Origin of the sequence: Ornithinimicrobium sp. F0845, assembly GCF_023015765.1 — a bacterium.
Taxonomy (GTDB): Bacteria; Actinomycetota; Actinomycetes; order Actinomycetales; family Dermatophilaceae; genus Ornithinicoccus.
In genome coordinates this window covers 178,157-196,067 of the sequence record NZ_JALKAL010000002.1, presented here as the reverse complement: position 1 = coordinate 196,067, position 17,911 = coordinate 178,157, and the positions used below count along the sequence as shown (strand labels likewise).

Annotated in this window: 23 protein-coding genes and 2 tRNA genes; 15 read left to right on the top strand and 10 right to left on the bottom strand. The window is 71.2% G+C overall.

Features of this window, described 5'->3' with window-relative positions; genetic code table 11:
- Positions 1-5: 5 nt before the first annotated feature.
- Positions 6-329, top strand: a complete 324-nt coding sequence (locus MWU75_RS04220) for a DUF3039 domain-containing protein (RefSeq protein WP_247088396.1) — start codon at positions 6-8, stop codon at positions 327-329.
- A gap of 76 nt (positions 330-405) precedes the next feature.
- Positions 406-2,154 (top strand): DEAD/DEAH box helicase, encoded by a 1,749-nt coding sequence (locus tag MWU75_RS04215; protein ID WP_247088395.1) that lies wholly within the window; start codon positions 406-408, stop codon positions 2,152-2,154.
- An 11-nt stretch (positions 2,155-2,165) separates the two neighbouring features.
- Here MWU75_RS04215 and MWU75_RS04210 read toward each other — a convergent pair whose 3' ends face one another.
- Positions 2,166-2,714, bottom strand: coding sequence for a Uma2 family endonuclease (locus MWU75_RS04210; RefSeq protein ID WP_247088393.1), 549 nt, complete (start codon positions 2,712-2,714; stop codon positions 2,166-2,168).
- A gap of 228 nt (positions 2,715-2,942) precedes the next feature.
- Between MWU75_RS04210 and MWU75_RS04205 the strand changes: the two genes are divergently transcribed.
- On the top strand, positions 2,943-3,893 hold the full coding sequence (locus tag MWU75_RS04205; RefSeq protein WP_247088391.1) for an RDD family protein: 951 nt from the start codon (positions 2,943-2,945) through the stop codon (positions 3,891-3,893).
- Positions 3,894-4,196: 303 nt separating this feature from the next.
- Here the strand turns inward: MWU75_RS04205 and MWU75_RS04200 are convergent, their stop codons facing one another.
- The gene (locus tag MWU75_RS04200; protein WP_247088389.1) at positions 4,197-4,778 is read right to left on the bottom strand and encodes an isochorismatase family protein; all 582 of its coding nucleotides are present in this window, start codon (positions 4,776-4,778) and stop codon (positions 4,197-4,199) included.
- 26 nt (positions 4,779-4,804) lie between these two features.
- Entirely contained in the window at positions 4,805-6,148 is a 1,344-nt protein-coding gene (locus MWU75_RS04195; protein WP_348647732.1) for a nicotinate phosphoribosyltransferase, read from the bottom strand.
- Between the two features lie 14 nt (positions 6,149-6,162).
- On the opposite strand from MWU75_RS04195, the gene MWU75_RS04190 reads away from it, so the two are divergent.
- The 8 genes from MWU75_RS04190 (at position 6,163) to MWU75_RS04155 (ending at position 10,634) form a co-directional block, all read left to right on the top strand.
- Positions 6,163-6,894, top strand: a complete 732-nt coding sequence (locus MWU75_RS04190; RefSeq protein ID WP_247088387.1) for a sulfite exporter TauE/SafE family protein — start codon at positions 6,163-6,165, stop codon at positions 6,892-6,894.
- Between the two features lie 128 nt (positions 6,895-7,022).
- A complete protein-coding gene (gene clpS / locus MWU75_RS04185; protein WP_247088859.1) occupies positions 7,023-7,274 on the top strand; it encodes an ATP-dependent Clp protease adapter ClpS in 252 nt (83 codons plus the stop codon).
- Complete coding sequence (locus MWU75_RS04180; protein ID WP_247088385.1) at positions 7,275-7,886, top strand: DUF2017 family protein; 612 nt, start codon at positions 7,275-7,277, stop codon at positions 7,884-7,886. It abuts the gene before it with no gap.
- A gap of 65 nt (positions 7,887-7,951) precedes the next feature.
- Complete coding sequence (locus tag MWU75_RS04175) at positions 7,952-8,188, top strand: type II toxin-antitoxin system prevent-host-death family antitoxin (RefSeq protein WP_247088383.1); 237 nt, start codon at positions 7,952-7,954, stop codon at positions 8,186-8,188.
- Positions 8,185-8,634 carry a type II toxin-antitoxin system VapC family toxin gene (locus tag MWU75_RS04170; protein ID WP_247088381.1) on the top strand — a complete coding sequence of 150 codons (450 nt, stop codon included), beginning with the start codon at positions 8,185-8,187 and terminating at the stop codon, positions 8,632-8,634. The genes MWU75_RS04175 and MWU75_RS04170 overlap by 4 nt, the downstream gene beginning before the upstream one ends.
- Before the next feature lie 144 nt (positions 8,635-8,778).
- On the top strand, positions 8,779-10,284 hold the full coding sequence (gltX, locus tag MWU75_RS04165) for a glutamate--tRNA ligase (protein WP_281496839.1): 1,506 nt from the start codon (positions 8,779-8,781) through the stop codon (positions 10,282-10,284).
- 120 nt (positions 10,285-10,404) lie between these two features.
- Positions 10,405-10,476: transfer RNA gene (locus MWU75_RS04160), tRNA-Gln, on the top strand.
- A gap of 85 nt (positions 10,477-10,561) precedes the next feature.
- Positions 10,562-10,634 (top strand) — tRNA-Glu (locus MWU75_RS04155).
- Positions 10,635-10,707: 73 nt separating this feature from the next.
- On the opposite strand, the gene MWU75_RS04150 is transcribed toward MWU75_RS04155, so the two are convergent.
- The 3 genes from MWU75_RS04150 to cofC form a co-directional block, all read right to left on the bottom strand.
- Positions 10,708-11,064, bottom strand: a complete 357-nt coding sequence (locus MWU75_RS04150; RefSeq protein WP_348647731.1) for an HU family DNA-binding protein — start codon at positions 11,062-11,064, stop codon at positions 10,708-10,710.
- A gap of 110 nt (positions 11,065-11,174) precedes the next feature.
- Positions 11,175-11,405: a hypothetical protein gene (locus MWU75_RS04145; RefSeq protein WP_247088377.1), complete on the bottom strand. Its 231-nt coding sequence runs from the start codon at positions 11,403-11,405 to the stop codon at positions 11,175-11,177.
- A gap of 10 nt (positions 11,406-11,415) precedes the next feature.
- Positions 11,416-12,114, bottom strand: coding sequence for a 2-phospho-L-lactate guanylyltransferase (gene cofC / locus MWU75_RS04140; RefSeq protein WP_247088375.1), 699 nt, complete (start codon positions 12,112-12,114; stop codon positions 11,416-11,418).
- A 66-nt stretch (positions 12,115-12,180) separates the two neighbouring features.
- Between cofC and MWU75_RS04135 the strand changes: the two genes are divergently transcribed.
- The 3 genes from MWU75_RS04135 to MWU75_RS04125 are packed head-to-tail and all read left to right on the top strand — an operon-like array spanning position 12,181 to position 15,108.
- Positions 12,181-12,924, top strand: coding sequence for a lysophospholipid acyltransferase family protein (locus MWU75_RS04135; protein ID WP_247088373.1), 744 nt, complete (start codon positions 12,181-12,183; stop codon positions 12,922-12,924).
- A complete protein-coding gene (locus MWU75_RS04130) occupies positions 12,921-13,922 on the top strand; it encodes an NAD(P)H-dependent glycerol-3-phosphate dehydrogenase (RefSeq protein ID WP_247088371.1) in 1,002 nt (333 codons plus the stop codon). The genes MWU75_RS04135 and MWU75_RS04130 overlap by 4 nt, the downstream gene beginning before the upstream one ends.
- 49 nt (positions 13,923-13,971) lie before the next feature.
- Positions 13,972-15,108, top strand: coding sequence for a D-alanine--D-alanine ligase family protein (locus MWU75_RS04125; protein WP_247088369.1), 1,137 nt, complete (start codon positions 13,972-13,974; stop codon positions 15,106-15,108).
- A gap of 17 nt (positions 15,109-15,125) precedes the next feature.
- Here MWU75_RS04125 and MWU75_RS04120 read toward each other — a convergent pair whose 3' ends face one another.
- Both MWU75_RS04120 and MWU75_RS04115 read right to left on the bottom strand, forming a co-directional pair.
- Complete coding sequence (locus MWU75_RS04120; RefSeq protein ID WP_247088368.1) at positions 15,126-15,533, bottom strand: DUF3515 family protein; 408 nt, start codon at positions 15,531-15,533, stop codon at positions 15,126-15,128.
- A 101-nt stretch (positions 15,534-15,634) separates the two neighbouring features.
- Positions 15,635-15,868 (bottom strand): Lrp/AsnC ligand binding domain-containing protein, encoded by a 234-nt coding sequence (locus MWU75_RS04115; protein WP_247088367.1) that lies wholly within the window; start codon positions 15,866-15,868, stop codon positions 15,635-15,637.
- 91 nt (positions 15,869-15,959) lie between these two features.
- Here MWU75_RS04115 and thiL point away from each other — a divergent pair, with 91 nt between their 5' ends.
- Positions 15,960-16,970 carry a thiamine-phosphate kinase gene (gene thiL, locus MWU75_RS04110; RefSeq protein ID WP_247088366.1) on the top strand — a complete coding sequence of 337 codons (1,011 nt, stop codon included), beginning with the start codon at positions 15,960-15,962 and terminating at the stop codon, positions 16,968-16,970.
- Between the two features lie 252 nt (positions 16,971-17,222).
- Here the strand turns inward: thiL and rpmB are convergent, their stop codons facing one another.
- Entirely contained in the window at positions 17,223-17,420 is a 198-nt protein-coding gene (gene rpmB / locus MWU75_RS04105) for a 50S ribosomal protein L28 (protein WP_109474765.1), read from the bottom strand.
- Positions 17,421-17,612: 192 nt separating this feature from the next.
- The gene (locus MWU75_RS04100; RefSeq protein ID WP_247088365.1) at positions 17,613-17,813 is read right to left on the bottom strand and encodes a hypothetical protein; all 201 of its coding nucleotides are present in this window, start codon (positions 17,811-17,813) and stop codon (positions 17,613-17,615) included.
- Positions 17,814-17,911: the final 98 nt, after the last annotated feature.

Genomic DNA, 17,911 nt, shown 5'->3' with positions numbered 1-17,911 from the left:
GTGCCATGTCGTTGCGCCGCCCGTTCACCATGTCGCAGGAGCCGCTGAACGCCCCCGAGGCACCCAGCGGGCCCTCCACCCAGACCGCCGTGCTGGAGCGCGAGGACACCAGCACCGACCCCCGGCTGAGCGAGCCGGGCGACCACGAGCGCTTCGCGCACTATGTGCGCAAGGAGAAGATCATGGAGAGCGCCCTGTCGGGCGAGCCCGTCGTCGCGCTCTGCGGCAAGATCTGGGTGCCCGGTCGCGACCCCAACAGGTTCCCGGTCTGCCCCACGTGCAAGGAGATCTACGAGGGTCTCAAGGCACCCCAGGACGGCGGCGAGTAGCCGAACCGCGCCGGACGACCAGCGCCTTTGCCGGGCGGGCGGGAACTGTCCCCGGCAACTCGTATCCTGATCCGCGATGTCCACCTCAGCCGCCTCCCATCTCTCTCCCGCCTATCCCGAACGCGCGGCCTGGGGGACCGCCAGCAAACTGCGTGCCTGGCAGCAGGCCGCGCTCGACCGCTACCTCGCCGAGGAGCCCCGTGACTACCTCGCGGTGGCGACCCCGGGTGCGGGCAAGACGACCTTCGCGCTCAAGGTGGCCACGGAGCTGCTCGACGCCGGCGTGATCAGGCGGGTCACCATCGTCGCGCCGACCGAGCACCTCAAGACGCAGTGGGCGGAGGCCGCGGCGCGCGTCGGCATCAACATCGATCCGCGCTTCGCCAACGCGCACGGGCGGCACGCCGGGGACTTCGACGGGGTCGCGGTCACCTATGCCGGCGTGGCGAGCAAGCCGTTGCTGCACCGCGCCCGGACCGAGGCCGCCCCGACGCTGGTGATCCTCGACGAGATCCACCACGGCGGCGACGCCCTGAGCTGGGGCGAGGCGATCCGCGACGCGTTCGAGCCGGCGACCCGGCGGTTGTCGCTGACCGGCACGCCGTTCCGGTCGGACACGGCCGCGATCCCGTTCGTGCGCTACGCCATGGACGGCGACGGGGTGCTGCGCTCGGAGGCCGACTACACCTACGGCTACGCCGAGGCGCTGCGGGACGGTGTCGTCCGGCCGGTTCTCTTCCTCGCCTACGGCGGGAGTATGCGGTGGCGCACCCGGGCAGGGGACGAGATCTCCGCGCAGCTCGGGGAGGCGCTGACCAAGGACCTGACCAAGCAGGCCTGGAGGACTGCCCTGGACCCCTCGGGGGAGTGGATCCCCACCGTCCTGGCCGCCGCGGACAAGCGGCTCACCGAGGTGCGCCGTGGCGTGCCCGACGCCGGGGGTCTGGTGATCGCCAGCGACCAGCGGTCCGCGCGCGCCTACGCCAAGCAGCTGGGCGAGCTCACCGGCGAGAAGCCCACCGTCGTCCTGTCCGACGACACCGGGGCCTCCGCGCGCATCGAGGAGTTCGCCGAGGGGGACTCGCGCTGGATGGTGGCGGTGCGGATGGTCTCCGAGGGCGTGGACGTGCCCCGCCTCTGCGTCGGGGTCTACGCGACCTCGACCTCCACCCCGCTCTACTTCGCCCAGGCCATCGGGCGCTTCGTCCGGGCGCGTCGTCGGGGAGAGACCGCCTCCGTGTTCCTGCCGAGCGTGCAGCTGATCCTGGAGCACGCCGGCTCCATGGAGCTGCAGCGCGACCACGCGCTGAACAAGAAGCGGTCCGACGAGGACGACCTGGACTGGAGCCCGGAGGAGGACCTGCTCGCGCAGGCCAACGCCGAGGAGCCGGTGCTGGACTCGGAGGGCTCCTTCGAGGCGCTGGAGTCCGACGCCCTCTTCGACCACGTGCTCTTCGACGCCGAGCAGTTCGGCCTGGGTGCGGTGCCGGGCAGCCAGGAGGAAGAGGAGTACCTCGGGCTGCCCGGACTGCTGGAGCCGGACCAGGTGGCCCACGTGCTGCGGGACCGGCAGCGCAAGCAGGTCAGCAACGGCGGTGGCCGCAAGGCCGCCGAGCAGGTGTCCGCCCACCGTGCACTCGCCGAGCACCGCAAGGAGCTCAACAAGCTCGTCTCCGCCTACGCGCAGAAGTCGGGTCAGGCCCACGCGATCGTGCACGCCGAGCTGCGCCGCACCTGTGGCGGCCCGGAGCTCGCCACGGCCAGCAGCGACCAGGTCACCACGCGGATCGAGACGATCCGGCGGTGGTTCGTCGGCCGCCGCTGACCAGTGGAGACCTACCGCAGCAGGCTGGCAGGGGAGACCCGCACCCGGAACGGCTCGTCGACCGCGAACTCCTGTGTCCCGGTCGCCGTGCCGACTTCGGTGAACTCGGCGGCGCTCAGGCACCACGCAGTCAATGACGGGTGCTCGGGGTCGATGACCCAGTAGTGGGCGACCCCTGCCTCGGCGAAGGCAGCCTTCTTGAGGTTGAGGTCGATCAGCCGGGTGCTGGGGGAGAGCACCTCGATCGCGAGCACGGGCAGTCCCACCATCGTCCGGCCGGAGAGTGCCTCGCGGGTGGCCACCAGCAGGTCAGGCTGCAGGACGGTCAGGTCGCTAACCGTCACGTCGAGCGGGGCGAGCATGACCTCAAGGTCGTCCGGTACGGCAGACCGCAGCGCCAGGTACATGTTGCCGACCACGCGCTGGTGCGGCACGGCGGGAGATGGGGTCACGATGAGTGCCCCGTCGATGATCTCGTAGCGGTTGCCGTCATCGGGCATCGCCTCCAGGTCCGCAGCGGTGAACACCCGGCCGTGCGGCATCTGGATCAGGTCGGTCATGACCTCCATGCTGCCCCCTTTCGGCGTAGGCCGCCAACAGTGTCGCGTGCGTTGTGCGACTGAGCGTCGCCTCGGGTGTGGCCCGCTACTAGGCCGCGTCACGGCCTCCGACCCTCGGGGTTGTCCACAGGGCCACGGGGCTGACTGCGCTGCCGGTCGCTGAATGTCCACCAAGGACACTCCGGCCAGCGCGACTTCCTCAAGCCTCGGTCGTGGCAGGCTAGGGGCATGAATACTCGCGAGGCAGGCTGGTACGACGACCCGCAGGACGCCAACCTTCTGCGTTACTGGGACGGCGTGACCTGGACCGAGCACACCAGCCCGAAGCAGAAGCCGGGGCTGGACCAGGCCGGGGCGGGCGGTGCCGGACAGCAGGGGCAGTATGGCGGGGCGCCGGGGGATGCTGGTCAGGGCCAGCAGGGTTACGGCCAGCAGGGTTACGGACAGCAGGGCCAGGGCTATGGGCAGCCGGGGCAGGGCTACGGCGCGCCGGGGCAGCCAGGCTACGGCCAGCAGGGCCAGCAGCCGGGTCAGTACGGCGCCCCTGGGCAGTACGGCGCGCCACAGGGCCAGCAGACCAACCCGTACGGACAGCAGCAGGGCGGCTGGGGTCAGCCGATGCCGGGCGGCGGCTACACCGGGACGATGGCCGGGCCGACGACGCCGGACGGTCAGCCGCTCGCCGGGTGGGGTCGACGCTTCGTGGCCCGGATCATCGACGGCATCCTGGTGGGCGTGGTCGGGCTGGTCCTGGCCCAGTTCGTGACGCCTGACCTGATGTCCAACTACATGCATTTCATCGAGGATGCCGCCGCGGGCCGCGCGACCGTCATGCCGGATGAGCTGGCCAGCGACTTCCTGAAGTTCGGTCTGATGCTGGCCGTGCTCGGCCTCGTCTACGAGACAGTGCTGCTCAAGACGCTCAGCGCGACCCTGGGCAAGTTGGCCATGGGACTGCGGGTGCGCCTCCGGGAGCAGGACGGTCCCCTCTCCTGGGGGACCGCCGCCGTGCGGGCCGTGGTCTGGCAGGGCCCGAACCTGCTGTCCGGCTTCCAGTCCCTGGCTTTTATCGCCGGTCTGTTCGGGATCCTCAACGGTCTCTGGCCGTTGTGGGACAAGTACAAGCAGTCCCTGAACGACAAGATCGCCAAGACCAACGTGGTGAAGAAGCGTCCCTGACCAGCGGTTAGGATCGGGGACGGTCCGGACCGCACGCAGAGAACAGGGACGCCATGGGAAACACGCTGATCGACTCCATCATCTTCATCGTGATCCTGGTGGTGGTCCTCTACGCGTTCTACGCCCTCTTCAAGCGCGAGAGCTGACCGGAGCGACCCGGTCCGCGTCCTGTCGGCGGCCCGGGAGATGGGCCTGCTCCCCGCTGTGATCGAGCATGGTCAGCAGCTCTGCGGGTCCCTCGTGGACCTCGAGCCGATGAGGCGCGACGCTCCGCAGCCCAGCTGAGTGGTGCTGCGACGGACCTCAGACTGTCTCTCGCACCGTGACGCCGGCGGCTCGCATCTCCTCGATGGCCGACTCGGTCGATCCATGAGCGACACCGGCGGTCAGCTCCAGCAGCACGGTGGTGTCCAGGTCGTGCGCCTGGGCATCGAGGGCGGTCGCGCGCACGCAGTGGTCGGTGGCGATGCCGACGACGTCGACCTCGGTGACGTCGCGCTCCCGCAGCCAGTCGGCCAGCGTGACCTGCTCGCCGTGCAGCTCGGTGCTGCCCTCGAAGCCGGAGTATGCCGCGGCATACTGCCCCTTGCGGAAGACGGCCTGCACGTGGTCCAGGGCGCCGGCCAGCTCGGGCCGGAACTCGGCCCCTGCGGTCCCGGCCTCGCAGTGGACCGGCCAGCTGTTCACGAAGTCCGGCTCCTCCGACCAGTGGTCGCCCGGGTCGACGTGCCAGTCCGCGGTGGCGACGATCGCGGCATATTGCTGACCCTGCCTCGCCACGAGTTCACTGATCCCGGCGGCCACGGCTGAGCCACCCTCGACGGCCAGCGAGCCGCCCTCACAGAAGTCGAGCTGGACGTCCACGATGATAAGTGCCCGGGCCATGTCTCCACGGTACTGCGGCCCGGTCCTCAGTCCTCCTCGACCTCGGTGCGGCTCTGCTCGTCCTCGAAGACGGTGCGGACCGCGGGGTCGCCGTGGGACAGTCGCAGGCCCTTGGTCGGCAGCTCGGTCCGTGACCGCACGTGGTGCTCCCGGGCCGTGCGCGCGTCGGTCGGCACGATCACCTCGCCGGCGCGGACCAGCTGCACGAGGAGGTCGCGGTCGTCGCCGTCGTCCTGCGGGGCCACGCCGATCCCGATCCGCTCCTCGTGGGCGACCCCGGTGATATTGCGGCGGCGCAGCGCGTGCTTGCGGCCACCGACCGAGCCCTTGTCCTGGCTCTCCTTGGCCACACCCACCAGCTCACCGTCCGCCCCCTCGCGCGCGACCAGCTTGTAGACCAGGCCGGCCGCCGGGGCACCGGACCCGGTCACGACCCGGGTCCCCACGCCATACGCATCGACCGGGGCCGCCTGGAGCGCGGCGATCGCGAACTCGTCCAGGTCGGAGGTGACCACGATCTTGGTGTCCGTCGCGCCCAGGGCGTCCAGTTGCGCGCGGACCTCGTGCGCCTGCGAGACCAGGTCACCTGAGTCGAGCCGCACCCCGCCCAGCTCGGGGCCCGCGAGCTCCACGGCGAGCTCCACGGCGGCGGTCACGTCGTAGGTGTCGACCAGCAGGGTGGTGTTCAGTCCCAGCCCGGTCAGCTGCGCGGCGAAGGCCTCGCGCTCGGAGTCGTGCAGCAGCGTGAAGGAGTGCGCGGCCGTCCCCAGGGTGGGGATCCCGTGGGTGCGGCCCGCTTCGAGGTTGGAGGTCGAGCCGAAGCCCGCGATGTAGGCGGCGCGGGCGGCGGCCACCGCTGACCCCTCGTGGGTGCGCCGAGAGCCCATCTCGATGCAGGGCCGCTCACCGGCGGTCGCGGTCATCCGGGACGCCGCGGCCGCCACCGCGGAGTCGTAGTTGAGGATCGAGAGCGCCAGCGTCTCCAGGATCACGCCCTCGGCGAAAGTTGACTCCACGATCAGCAGCGGTGAGCCGGGGAAGTAGCACTCGCCCTCGGCGTACCCCCAGATGTCGCCGGTGAAGCGGTAGCTCGCGAGCCACTCGAGGGTCTGCTCGTTGACCACGCCGGTGTCGCGCAGGAAGGTGATCTCCTCCTCCTCGAAGGTGAAGTCGGCCAGCGACTCCAGGAAGCGACCCGTGCCGGCGACGACGCCGTAGCGCCGGCCCTCGGGCAGCCGCCGGGCGAAGGCCTCGAAGACGCACCGGCGTTCGGCGTGGCCGCCGGCCAGCGCGGCCTGCACCATGGTCAGCTCGTAGTGGTCGGTCAGCAGCGATGTGCGTGGGCGGTTCAGTGCGGTCACCCGCAGCACTCTAGGGTGAGGCGGTGATTCTCGGGGTGCCGCTGTGGGCGTTGGCGGTGATCGCACTCGCGCTCCTGGTGGGGACGATGGTCCAGGGACTGGTCGGTTTGGGGCTCGGTCTGGTGGGTGCCCCGATCGCCACCCTGGTCCCTCCCGAGCTGATGCCCGGCCTGCTGCTGAGCACGGCGGTCCTGCTGCCCCTGCTGCAGCTCGCCACCCACCGGGAGGAGATCGACTGGCGTGGTCTGGCCTGGGCGCTGCCGGCACGCATCCCGGGGACGGTGATCGGCGTGTGGCTCGTCGCGGCTTTCACCGAGCGCCAGCTGTCCGTGGCCGTCGGGGTGATGGTGCTCGCCGCCGTCCTGCTCACCTGGCACACCGTGACGGTGCCGATCGACCCCAGCACGCTGGTGGGGGCGGGGGTGATCTCCGGCATCACGTCCACGGCCACCTCGATCGGGGGCCCGCCGATCGCGATCCTCTATCAGCACCGGTCCCCGGTGCAGATCCGGAGCACGCTGGCGGTCTACTTCGTCCTCGGCGCCGTGTTCAGCCTGATCGGGCTGGGGGTCAGCGGTGAGTTGCAGGCCCGCGAGGTCTGGCTGGCGGGGCTGTTCGTGCCCTTCCTGCTGGCCGGGCTCTGGCTGTCCCGGCGAGTCGGTCGACGAGTGTCTGCGGTCAGGGTCCGGTCCGCGATGCTCATCGTGTGTGCCGCGTCGGCGATGACCCTGCTGGTGCGCAGTCTGGTCGCGTGAGGCGTCCCCGGGTCTCTCCACGGAGCCCAGCTCGCTCGCCGTAGAGTGGCGCCGTGTCCATCTCCTCGTCCGCCTCGCCGACCGGACCGGCTGCGCCCGGCCCGCAGGAGGCAGGGCAGGTCGCTGTCCTGGACCGTCCGGAGACCGCCCGCCCGTGGATCACCCTCGTGTGGAACGACCCGGTCAACCTCATGTCCTATGTCTCCTGGGTCTTCCAGACCCACTTCGGCTACCCCAAGGAAAAGGCCAACCGTCTGATGATGCAGGTGCACGAGGAGGGTCGGGCCGTGGTCTCCTCCGGGACGCGGGAGAAGATGGAGGCCGACACCGAGGCAATGCACGGCTACGGGCTGTGGGCGACCTTCCAGCAGGACGACTGAGTGGCCACCGCCTTCCGCTCCCGCAAGGGACGCCTCACCGCGACCTGGGACACCGGTGAGGTCGCCGTCGTCCTCCACCTGCTCCGCCTGACCCGGGACTTCGTGGCGCCCGAGCGTGACGAGACCGGTGACCCATTCCTGGACCTGGTCGCGGGTCTCGGGGACCAGCCCGACCCGCAGGAGCCGAGCGACCCGGCGCTGCGCAGGCTGCTGCCCGCGGCCCACCGCACCGACGCCGAGCAGGCGGCGGAGTTCCGGCGGCTCACCGAGCACACGCTGCGCTCCCGCAAGGCGGCCAATCTGGCGACCGCGATCGCGGCGCTCGGCGAGGCGCTGCCGGAGGGTGGTGACCACGAGCCCGACGAACCGGTGAAGCTGTCCCTCGACGCGGACCAGGCCAGGGCGCTCACCATGGCCCTCACCGACATCCGGCTGATCCTGGGGGAGCGGCTGGGGATGCGCACGGAGGAGGACTCCGAGCGTCTGCACGCGGAGTTCGCCCGCGCGCTCGAGGGAGAGGGCGAGATGGACCCGGCCACCGCCCAGCAGATGGCCTACTACGACTTCCTGACCTGGGTGCAGGAGTCGCTCACCTCAGCCATGCTGCGGTGAGCCGCAGGGACAGGAGGCATGTGGACAACCACCACCGGATGTATCACCGGTGATACACTAGCGTCGTGGACGTGATCCCGGTGAGAGACCTGCGCAACCGCAGTGCCGACGTCCTGGCGCGCGTGGCGCTCGGCGAGTCGTTACTCGTGACTAGAGATGGTGAGCCGGTCGCGACGGTCCGGCCTGTCCCGCGTCGCCCCGTCGGCGTGCAGCAGCTGATCGACCGTCGCCGGAACCTGCCTCCCGTCGACGCGACGGCGCTGCGTGCCGATCTCGACGCCGTGCTGGACCCCGCGCTGTGAACCACCCGGTCGAGCGGGGCGTGCTGGACACCTCCACACTCTTGGAGCTGGGCGACCTGAGCGCGGCACAGCTGCCGGCCGAGCCCCTGATCACCGCGATCACCCTGGCCGAGCTGTCCGTCGGCCCCCATGTGGCTCAGAGCGAGCAGGTGCGAGCCGCCCGCCAGACGCATCTGCAGCAGGCTGAGGCCGACTTCGACGCCCTCCCGTTCGACGCGGCGGCGGCACGGGCGTTCGGACGCGTGGCCTCGGCCCTCCGGAGTGCCGGGCGCAAACCCGCCGCGCGGGCCTATGACGCACTGATCGCCGCGACCGCCATCGCGCACGGGCTGCCCCTGTTCACCTGCAACCCACGGGACTTCGAGTGGATACCCGAGCTGCAGCTGCATCCGGTCGACCGAGGCGGGCCGGCAACGGACGACCGGGTGGTTCCGCCTGCGACCTGATGACACTGACGTGCGGCTAGGCTCTGCACCGTGAGTGACCAGGCATCCAGTCCCAGCACCGAGCCCTTGAGCACAAAGCCGCCGACCGATCCCGCCGGGGCGCCGACGAGCGACCCGGCCGACGGGCTCCCCGGCGCTGTCCGGCTGCGCGTCGCGCCGTCACCCACGGGCGACCCGCACGTCGGCACGGCCTACATGTCGATGTTCGACCTGGCCTTCGCTCGGCAGCAGGGAGGTCGCTTCCTGCTGCGCATCGAGGACACCGACCGGGCCCGCTTCCAGGCCGACAGCGAGCAGCAGATCTACGACACGCTCTCCTGGCTCGGGCTGACCTGGGACGAGGGGCCGGACAAGGGCGGGCCGTGCGAGCCCTACCGGCAGTCCGAGCGGCTGGACACCTACCGGCCGTATGCCGACCGCCTCCTCGAGCAGGGCAACGCCTACCTCTGCTGGTGCTCGGGCGAGCGGCTCGCGCAGATGCGCGAGAAGCAGCAGAAGCTCAAGCAGCCCACCGGCTACGACCGGCTCTGCTACGGCAGGACGCGTGAGGAGCGGGCCGAGCTCCCCGGGTTCAGTGAGACCCCGGTCGTGCGGATGCTCATCCCGGAGGACGCCCCACTCACGTTCACCGACCTGGTGCGGGGAGAGGTGTCCGCCCCGCGACCCGACGACCAGGTGATCGTCAAGGCCGACGGCTTCCCGACCTACCACCTGGCCGTCGTCGTCGACGACCACGAGATGGGGATCACCCACGTCGTCCGCGGCGAGGAGTGGATCTCCAGCACCCCCAAGCACGTCCTGCTCTACCAGTGGCTGGACCTGCCCGTCCCGCAGTTCGCCCACATGCCGCTGCTGCGCGACGAGAAGAAGGCCAAGATCTCCAAGCGGAAGAGCCCGTGGGCCAGGCTCACCTGGTTTCAGGAGCAGGGCTACGTCCCCGAGGCACTGCTCAACTTCCTCGCGCTGCTCGGCTACCCCCCGATCATCGAGGAGGACGGCACCGAGCGGGAGATCTTCACCTTCGACGAGTTCAGCGCCGGCTTCGACTGGACCAAGGTCAACACCGTCGGTCCGATCTTCAACCTGGACAAGCTCAACTCCCTCAACGGGCACTACATCCGTCAGCTCGAGGTAGGGGAGCTGGCTAGTCGGCTGCTGCCCTACCTGCAGAGCGCGGGCGTCCTGTCGGACCAGCCGACGCTCCCCGAGCTGGGCCGGCTGCAGTCCCTCGCCGACCTTGTGCAGACCCGCATCGTCACCCTCACCGACGCCGCACCCCTGATCGCGCCGTTCTACACCTCGGATGAGGATCTGCCGATCGCCGACGACGCCCGCGCCCAGCTCAAGGACGACGCCGGGGCCGTGCTCGAGGCGGCGCTGGCAGCGCTGGAGCCGATCGACGGCGCGATCCCCGACACCCTCGGCGCTACGCCCGAGTGGCGGACCGAGCGGATCGAACAGGCGCTCCGCGAGGCACTGGTCGAGGGGCTCGGGATCAAGCCCCGGTTCGCCTTCGGGCCCCTGCGCACCGCGGTGTCCGGGCAGCGCGTCTCCCCGCCGCTGTTCGAGTCGATGGAGGTGCTCGGCAAGGCCTCCACCATGGCGCGCCTCACCCGGCTCCGCGACGAGCTGGCGGCTGGTGCGGGCTGATCCGGGGCCGGCGCCTGTTGCGTGGGCGGACGATTTGGGAAGTCCCTCGTCACACCGGTAAGGTAGGCGCTCGGTCCACCCCCAGGAACTCCTTCCCGGAGCCCTCAGGTGGTACCCCCTTGGGGTATGGTGTAATTGGCAGCACGACTGATTCTGGTTCAGTTAGTCTAGGTTCGAGTCCTGGTACCCCAGCGCTGTTCGTCCCTCTCGGACGATTCGGCAGAAACCCCGCCCTTTGGTAAGGTTTCTCCTCGGCTGCCTGGCAGCCACCACCCACGGCCCCGTTGTGTAGCGGCCTAGCACGCCGCCCTCTCAAGGCGGTAGCGCGGGTTCGAATCCCGTCGGGGCTACGTGAGAACGGCCCCCACCTGCATCGCAGGTGGGGGCCGTTTCGCATCCGTGGGCGGCAGCCCGTGCGGCCGCCTATCCGGCGCCGCGCTCCTGGGAGCGCGTCGAGCCGCTGGCCGGCGCCCGGCCCCCGGCCAGCCCCTCACGAGGCAACTCGTCGGGGTCCGAGACCACCGCCTTGAAGTAGGTGCCCGGCCGGAACCGCGGGGTTCGGGTCCCCGCGATCGGGACGCTCTGCCCGGTCCGCGGATTGCGCCCCGTGCGGGGGGCTCGCTCAGCACGCTCAAACGTGCCGAAGCCGGTGATCCCGACGGTGCCGCCAGCGGCCACCTCGCGAATCACGACATCCACCAGGGCCTCGATGGCGAGGGTGGCTTCCCGGCGACTTCCCAACCGGGTGCTTAGTCGATCGATCAACTCTGCCTTGTTCACCGGTGCTCCGATCCGTCGCTACGGTCAGGACCAGATTCACATTACGGGACACGGGAACTCGCGCAACACGGGCGAGCAGGGGCACGACCCGGTCGCCGCAGCAGCCCCGGTCAGCGGATCGTCTGGTCGGCGCCGATGCCGACGATCCACAGCCGCGAAACGCTGGTGCCCTCGACCTCCGGGTCACCGGTGAGCTCGATGCTCAGTCGCTGTCCCACCCGGAGGTGCCGCAGGCCGCTGGCGTCGAAGGCCTCCGCAGCGAAGGGCACCACCTTGCCGGTGTCCAGGATGACGCTTCCGGCGGTCGTCCCCGGGTCGAAGGTGTGGAGGCTGGCCTGCATGACGATCAGCCTAGTGCGCCGTCGCCGTGGGACGGGCGTCCATCGCGAGCAGCTCAGCAGTGTGCCGCCCGACACCCAGCTCGATCACGGCCTGCAGGTCGGCCAGGTCGTCCACGTCCCGCCGGAGCCTGGGCAGGTCCGGCGTCAGCACGGTGGCCGACTCCCCGTGGCGCGCCGCGGACCCGGGTCCGAAACCGGGCTCAGGCAGTATGCCGGGCGCCGCCGTCAGCAGGACCGTGCCGCTCCCGCTGTGGTCCGGGACGACGGCGCGGCGGTGGTCGGCGCAGTCCTGCAGCGCCGCGACCAGGTCCTCGGGTCGCAGGGCGGGCAGGTCCCCCAGGAGGACGGCGATCCCCCGGGCCTCCGGACCCGCGGTCGGCGCGTGCGAACGCGATGCCGTCGGCCACGAGTTGGGCGATGCGGTAACCGCCTCCTGGATCCCCGCCGTGATCGCGGCGTTGAGCCCCGCGCCGGGGTCCGGGATCACCCGGGCGCCCAGCGCAGCGGCCGCGGGACCCACCACCTCGTCCGAGGTGACGGTGACGACATCGCCCGGCGGGAGCGCCCGACATACTGCCTCCAGGGTGTCCAGGGCGATCGCCCTGGCGAGGGCGGGTCGGGACAGGGGAGCCGGTGCGCGCAGTCGGGTCTTGGCCTGCTGGGCCTGCTTGACCGGGACGACCAGGGACCAGCGGAACGACTCGGACACCGCTCCAGTATGCCGGGCGGCCCGCGGCCGCCACACGGGACGCCGCGCAGGTGACAAGATGTGGGCGTGGAACCGAAGCCGCTTCGCACGAAGACCCCCCTGGCCTACCGCGGGGTGATCGCCACCCTCCGGCCGCCGCTGGCGCGGCTGACCCGCCAGGAGTGGAGCGGGGGCGAGCACCTGCCCACCTCGGGCGGCTTCATCGTCGCGGGCAACCACATCTCCGAGATCGACCCGTTCATGGTCGCTCACTACCTGGTCAACCACGGGTGGGCGCCCCGGTTCCTGGCCAAGTCCGGCCTCTTCGACATCCCGGTCCTGGGCAGGGCACTGCACAGTCTGGGGCAGGTGCCGGTCTATCGCGGGACCCGCCAGGCCTCCGACTCGCTCCGGGACGCGGCTGCCGCGGTCGAGAACGGCGACTGCGTCGTGATCATGCCCGAGGGCACCCTGACCCGTGACCCGCGGCTGTGGCCGATGAAGGCAAAGAGCGGGGTGGGGCGGCTCGCGCTGATGACCGGGGCGCCGGTGATCCCGATCGCCCAGTGGGGGGTCCAGAACCTGCTGGCGCCGTATGCCCGTCGACCCACCGGTCTCTTCTCGCGGCACGTCATGCACGTCAAGGCGGGTCCCGCCACCGATCTGTCCGACCTGGCCGGCCGTGAGGACTCGGCGGCCGCGGCCGAGGCCACCGCCCGGATCATGAAGGACCTGACCGGGCTGCTCGCCGAGATCCGGGGGGAGGAGCCACCGGCCGAGGCCTTCGTCTGGGACGGGAAGCGCGACAAGAAGAAGAGGTCGGGGAAGTGACCCGGGCGGCGGTCTTCGGCAGCGGGTCCTGGGGCACCGCCTTCGCGTCGATCCTGGCGGACGCGGGCGGCGAGGTCACCCTGCACGCCCGGCGCCGGGAGGTGGCCGAGGCGATCAACGCCGACCACGTCAACGCCGGCTACCTGCCCGATCTGCACCTGCCCGACTCGGTGAGCGCCACGCACGACCCCGCCGTTGCCGCGGCCGGGGCCGACCTCGTCGTCCTCGCGATCCCCTCCCAGACCCTGCGCACCAACCTGGGGGAGTGGGGGCAGCACCTTCCGGCCGGGGTCCCGGTCGTGTCCCTGATGAAGGGGATCGAGCTGGGCACCGGTCAGCGGATGAGCGAGGTGATCCACGAGGCCGGAGGCGTCGCGACCGACCAGGTGGTGGTCGTCTCCGGGCCCAACCTCTCGCGCGAGATCGCCGAGAAGCAGCCCGCGGCGGCGGTCGTGGCCAGCAGCGACATCTCCACCGCCGGGCAGGTGGCCCGGGCCTGCGCGACGGCCTACTTCCGCCCCTATACCCAGACCGACGTGGTCGGGGCCGAGCTGGGTGGCGCGGTCAAGAACGTCATCGCCCTGGCCGTCGGCATGGCCGAGGGGCTCGGCTACGGCGACAACACCAAGGCGACGGTCATCACCCGCGGGCTCGCCGAGACAGCGCGGCTGGGCGCCGCACTCGGGGCCGACCCGGCCACCCTGATGGGGCTGGCGGGCGTCGGCGACCTCATCGCCACGTGCATGTCGCCGCTGTCGCGCAACCACTCCTTCGGTCTCAACCTCGGCCGGGGGATGTCGGTCGAGGAGGTGGTGGCGATCACCAGCCAGACCGCCGAGGGGGTGAAGTCCTGCCGGTCGATCGTCGACCTGGCGGCGCGGCACGGGGTCGACATGCCGATCTGTGCAGGCGTGACGGCCGTGGTCGAGCACGCGATGGACGTGCGTGAGCTGGGTGACCAGCTGATGTCCCGGCCGCACAAGCACGAGCGACACTGACGGTGCCGCTCCACCGCACCACGGCCCGCAGCGATTAGGCTCACCGGCGATGGACACCCACGACGCACCCCAGCCCAGCTCCCGGCGCACGACCGTCGCCCTGGTCTTCGGTGGCCGCTCGGAGGAGCACGCCATCTCCTGCGCCACCGCGGCGAGCGTGCTGCGGGCGATCGACCGGGACCGCTACGACGTCGTGCCGATCGGCATCACCCGGGACGGTCGGTGGGTGCAGGTGGCCGACGACCCGGCCCCGTTGGAGATCACCGAGGGACGCCTGCCGGAGGTGCCCGAGAGCACGAGCACCGTCGTGCTCCCGCTGGGCACGGGCAGCAACATGGTCACGGTGACCGAGCCCGGCCAGGTGCCGCGCGCCCTCACCGAGGTGGACGTGGTGTTCCCCCTGCTCCACGGCCCGTTCGGGGAGGACGGCACCATCCAGGGACTGCTGGAGCTGGCCAACATCCGCTACGTGGGCTGCGGGGTGCTGGCCTCGGCCGCGATGATGGACAAGCACGTGATGAAAGTGCTGTTCGCCAACGCCGGGCTGCCGGTCGGGCCCTACACGGTGATCACCGATCTGCAGTGGCGGCGAGACCGGGCAGCCGCGATGGACGCCGTCCACGCCCTCAGCTTCCCGGTCTTCGTCAAGCCGGCCCGCGCGGGCTCCTCGGTGGGCATCAGCCGGGTCGAGGACCCCGCGCAGCTGGAGGCCGCCATCGAGGAGGCCCGGCGGCACGACCCCAAGGTGGTCGTCGAGGCCGGCATCACCGGGCGGGAGCTCGAGTGCGGCGTGCTGGGCGGCCACGGCACCGACGCCCCGCGGGTCAGCGAGATCGGCGAGATCGTGGTCGGGGGAGAGCACGTCTTCTACGACTTCGAGGCCAAGTACCTCGACGAGGCCAACGTCGCCCTGTCCTGCCCGGCCGACGTGCCCGACGCGGTGCGCGAGGAGATCCAGCGGATCGCCGGGGTCGCCTTCGAGGCGGCCGGGTGCGAGGGCATCTCCCGGGTCGACTGCTTCCTCACCGAGTCCGGCGACGTGCTGATCAACGAGATCAACACGATGCCCGGCTTCACCCCGTTCTCGATGTATCCCCAGGTCTGGGCCGCGACCGGCATCAGCTACCCCGAGCTGATCGACGAGCTCATCTCCCTCGCCCTGGAGCGCCGCACCGGTCTGCGCTGACCCGGCCCCCGGCATACTCACGAACAGCGGTTGGGCCCCTGCTCCACCACCTCGGCGGCCGGCCCGAAGGCTGGCAGCAGCAGCGGGGGCGTGGCATAGGCGTCCGGGACCAGCACCTCGATCGCCGGGCTGCGGCCGTAGGTGGTGAACGCGACCCCGTCGTCGAGCTCGCGCATGATCCAGTCCACGCCGCCGATGTCCAGGCAGGCGTCCTCGGTCGGCCCCGGCGGGACGGCGCCGCAACGAGCGATGATCGCGGGGTCGCCCCACGCCGCCACCGTCACGGAGTCCACGGCTGTCTCGCGCCACTGCGCCGAGCCCACCGACGTCGGCCAGCGGGCGCCGACGGCGTGGCACTCGGGGGTCTCGGCGCCGTCGAACGGAGCCACCTTCACCGCGGAGGAGCAGGACGCGAGGAGCCCCACGAGCAGGGCGAGGATGGCCGTGCGCAGGGCGAGTATGCCGGCGCGCGGGGACCGTGGGCCGGTGCCGGGCCGCGAGGGGCGGGAGAGCGTGGCGTGCCGGGTCAGAGGTGGACCACCGTGCAGGTCGTGGTCCGGGTGATGTGCGGCACCTCCTGGATCTGCGAGATCACCTGGCGCCCGAGGTCGTCCACGCTGGGCGCCTCGACCCGCGCGATGACGTCGTAGGGTCCGGTGACGTCCTCGGACGTGACCACACCCTCCAGCTCCCCCACCGCCCGGGAGACGACACCGGACTTGCCGACCTCGGTCTGGATGAGGATGTACGCCTGGACCATGTCGCCTCCTGTGGCTCTGGTGCGGGCCGTGGTGTGGACCGCCTGGCCCAGACGCTACCGTGCAGGAACGCGACGCGGGAGGAGGCCTGGCATGTCGGGTGCCGCACACACCGGTGCCGGGGGTCAGCAGACCCTGGGAGACCTGGGCGAGGCAGGGATCCTCGGCGACATCTTCGCCACGCTCACCACCACGGACGCGGTCCTCGTGGGGCCCGGGGACGACACCGCACTGCTGGCCACCTCGGGTCCGGTGCTGGCGACCACGGACACGATGGTGCGCGGCCGCGACTGGCTGGACGAGTGGTCCTCGGCGCACGACGTTGGCGCCAAGGTGGTCGTGCAGAACCTGGCCGACCTCGCCGCGATGGGCGGGGTCGGGACCGGCCTGCTCGTGACGCTCGTCGCTCCCGGATCCCTGCCTGCGCAGTGGGCGCGCGAGCTCACCGCAGGCATCGCGGAGGTGTCGGCGGCGACCGGGGTGCCGGTGATCGGTGGCGACCTGTCCTCCTCCGACGGCGCCGTGGTCGTCTCCGTGACGGCCCTCGGTGCGCTGCCCGGCGGTGCACCGGTGCTGCGGTCCGGTGCGGCGCCGGGACAGGAGGTGGCCGTCTCCGGCTCGCTCGGTCGCTCGGCCGCCGGGCTGGAGATCCTGCGTCGGGGTGACGTGGGATGGTGGCCCTCCACGGAGCACGCCGGGACGGCCGCGGGCTGGGTGGCCTACCACTGCCGACCCGACCCGGACCTGACCCAGGGGCCGCGCGCGGCCGAGGGCGGAGCGACCGCGATGCTCGACGTCTCCGACGGGCTGGTCCGCGACGGTGGTCGGATCGCCGCTGCCAGCGGGGTGCGCCTCGAGCTGGACGAGCAGGTGGTGGCCCGGTTGGCCGCTGCGTACGAGCCCGTGCTCGGCGGTCGGATGGCGCTGGAGTGTGTGCTCGCCGGCGGGGAGGAGCACTCACTGCTGGCCACCTTCCCGGCGGGTGCGGTCCCCGACGGGTGGACGGTCGTCGGGCGGACCGTGGCGGCGGGCACCGCGGGTCCCGGGGTGTGGTGGCGCGGTGAGCGCGCAACCGGTGGCGGCTGGGACCACTTCGGCGGCTAGCGCGCAGTCCGCCATGGCGAGGTCGAATCCCGCTCCTCCTGCACCGTGGCTTCTTGTCTATCCCGCAGTCTCGTGGGTCGACCGGGGGCACGATGGCAACCCTGGCCTTCCCCATGAGATCCCCAGGCACGTCAGGAACGCCGCCAGGCCCTCGTGGCCCGGGTCATGGAGTCAATTCACCGAACTCAGGCATGACAAAGGCCGGCCTCCCAGTGGGAGTCCGGCCTGTCGGGTGCGGTCGGTGACCGCGCGTCAGCGAGTGGTGATCTTGCCGGCCTTGAGGCACGACGTGCACACGTTGACGCGCTTGGGGGTCACGCCCTTGGGACCGACGAGGGCCCGCACGCGCTGGATGTTCGGGTTCCAACGGCGCTTGGTGCGGCGGTGGGAGTGCGAGATGCTGTGACCGAAGCTCGGTCCCTTGCCGCAGACGTCGCAAGTGGCAGCCACGGTGTCTCCTGAGGTCGAATGGGTGAATCTGGGTGCGGCCCCGATCGTCCGTGGCAGCGCAGGGGGCGACCACAAACTCCATCGGGGAACCGGTCAAGAGTAGCCGACCGCGCCGTGCCGCGCCAAACTCACGCGTTCACGCCTGGGCAAGCCGCTCCCACTCCGCCAGCTGTGGGGGAGGAGTCGCCGTGCTCAGCCGTCGGTGGCTGACTCGTCGTCCGGGCCCTCGGCCGGGTCCCGCTCGTTCTCACCCTGCTGAGCCGGGTGCTTGGAGGTCAGCATCTGCGGGTCGGCGTCGGGATCCTGCTCGGGATCGTAGGCCTGCTCGGAGTCCTGCCTCGGCTCCGGGTCGCGCTCCTGGCCGGCGGTGTCATCGGGACTCTGCTCGCTCATCTCCTCACCGTGTCACCGGAGCTCGACGCCCGCATCCGCAGGCACTGTCCACAGCGGGTCACCGGCTGTGTCCTTCTCGGGCGCTAGTGTGCGGGTGC

Coding starts and splice junctions, on each gene's coding strand:
- MWU75_RS04125 (WP_247088369.1), top strand. CDS start 13,972: ATGGACACCCACGACGCACCCCAGCCCAGCTCCCGGCGCACGACCGTC.
- MWU75_RS04220 (WP_247088396.1), top strand. CDS start 6: ATGTCGTTGCGCCGCCCGTTCACCATGTCGCAGGAGCCGCTGAACGCC.
- MWU75_RS04215 (WP_247088395.1), top strand. CDS start 406: ATGTCCACCTCAGCCGCCTCCCATCTCTCTCCCGCCTATCCCGAACGC.
- MWU75_RS04145 (WP_247088377.1), bottom strand. CDS start 11,405: ATGCAGGCCAGCCTCCACACCTTCGACCCGGGGACGACCGCCGGAAGC.
- MWU75_RS04100 (WP_247088365.1), bottom strand. CDS start 17,813: ATGAGCGAGCAGAGTCCCGATGACACCGCCGGCCAGGAGCGCGACCCG.
- MWU75_RS04115 (WP_247088367.1), bottom strand. CDS start 15,868: ATGGTCCAGGCGTACATCCTCATCCAGACCGAGGTCGGCAAGTCCGGT.
- MWU75_RS04205 (WP_247088391.1), top strand. CDS start 2,943: ATGAATACTCGCGAGGCAGGCTGGTACGACGACCCGCAGGACGCCAAC.
- MWU75_RS04200 (WP_247088389.1), bottom strand. CDS start 4,778: ATGGCCCGGGCACTTATCATCGTGGACGTCCAGCTCGACTTCTGTGAG.
- MWU75_RS04210 (WP_247088393.1), bottom strand. CDS start 2,714: ATGACCGACCTGATCCAGATGCCGCACGGCCGGGTGTTCACCGCTGCG.
- thiL (WP_247088366.1), top strand. CDS start 15,960: ATGTCGGGTGCCGCACACACCGGTGCCGGGGGTCAGCAGACCCTGGGA.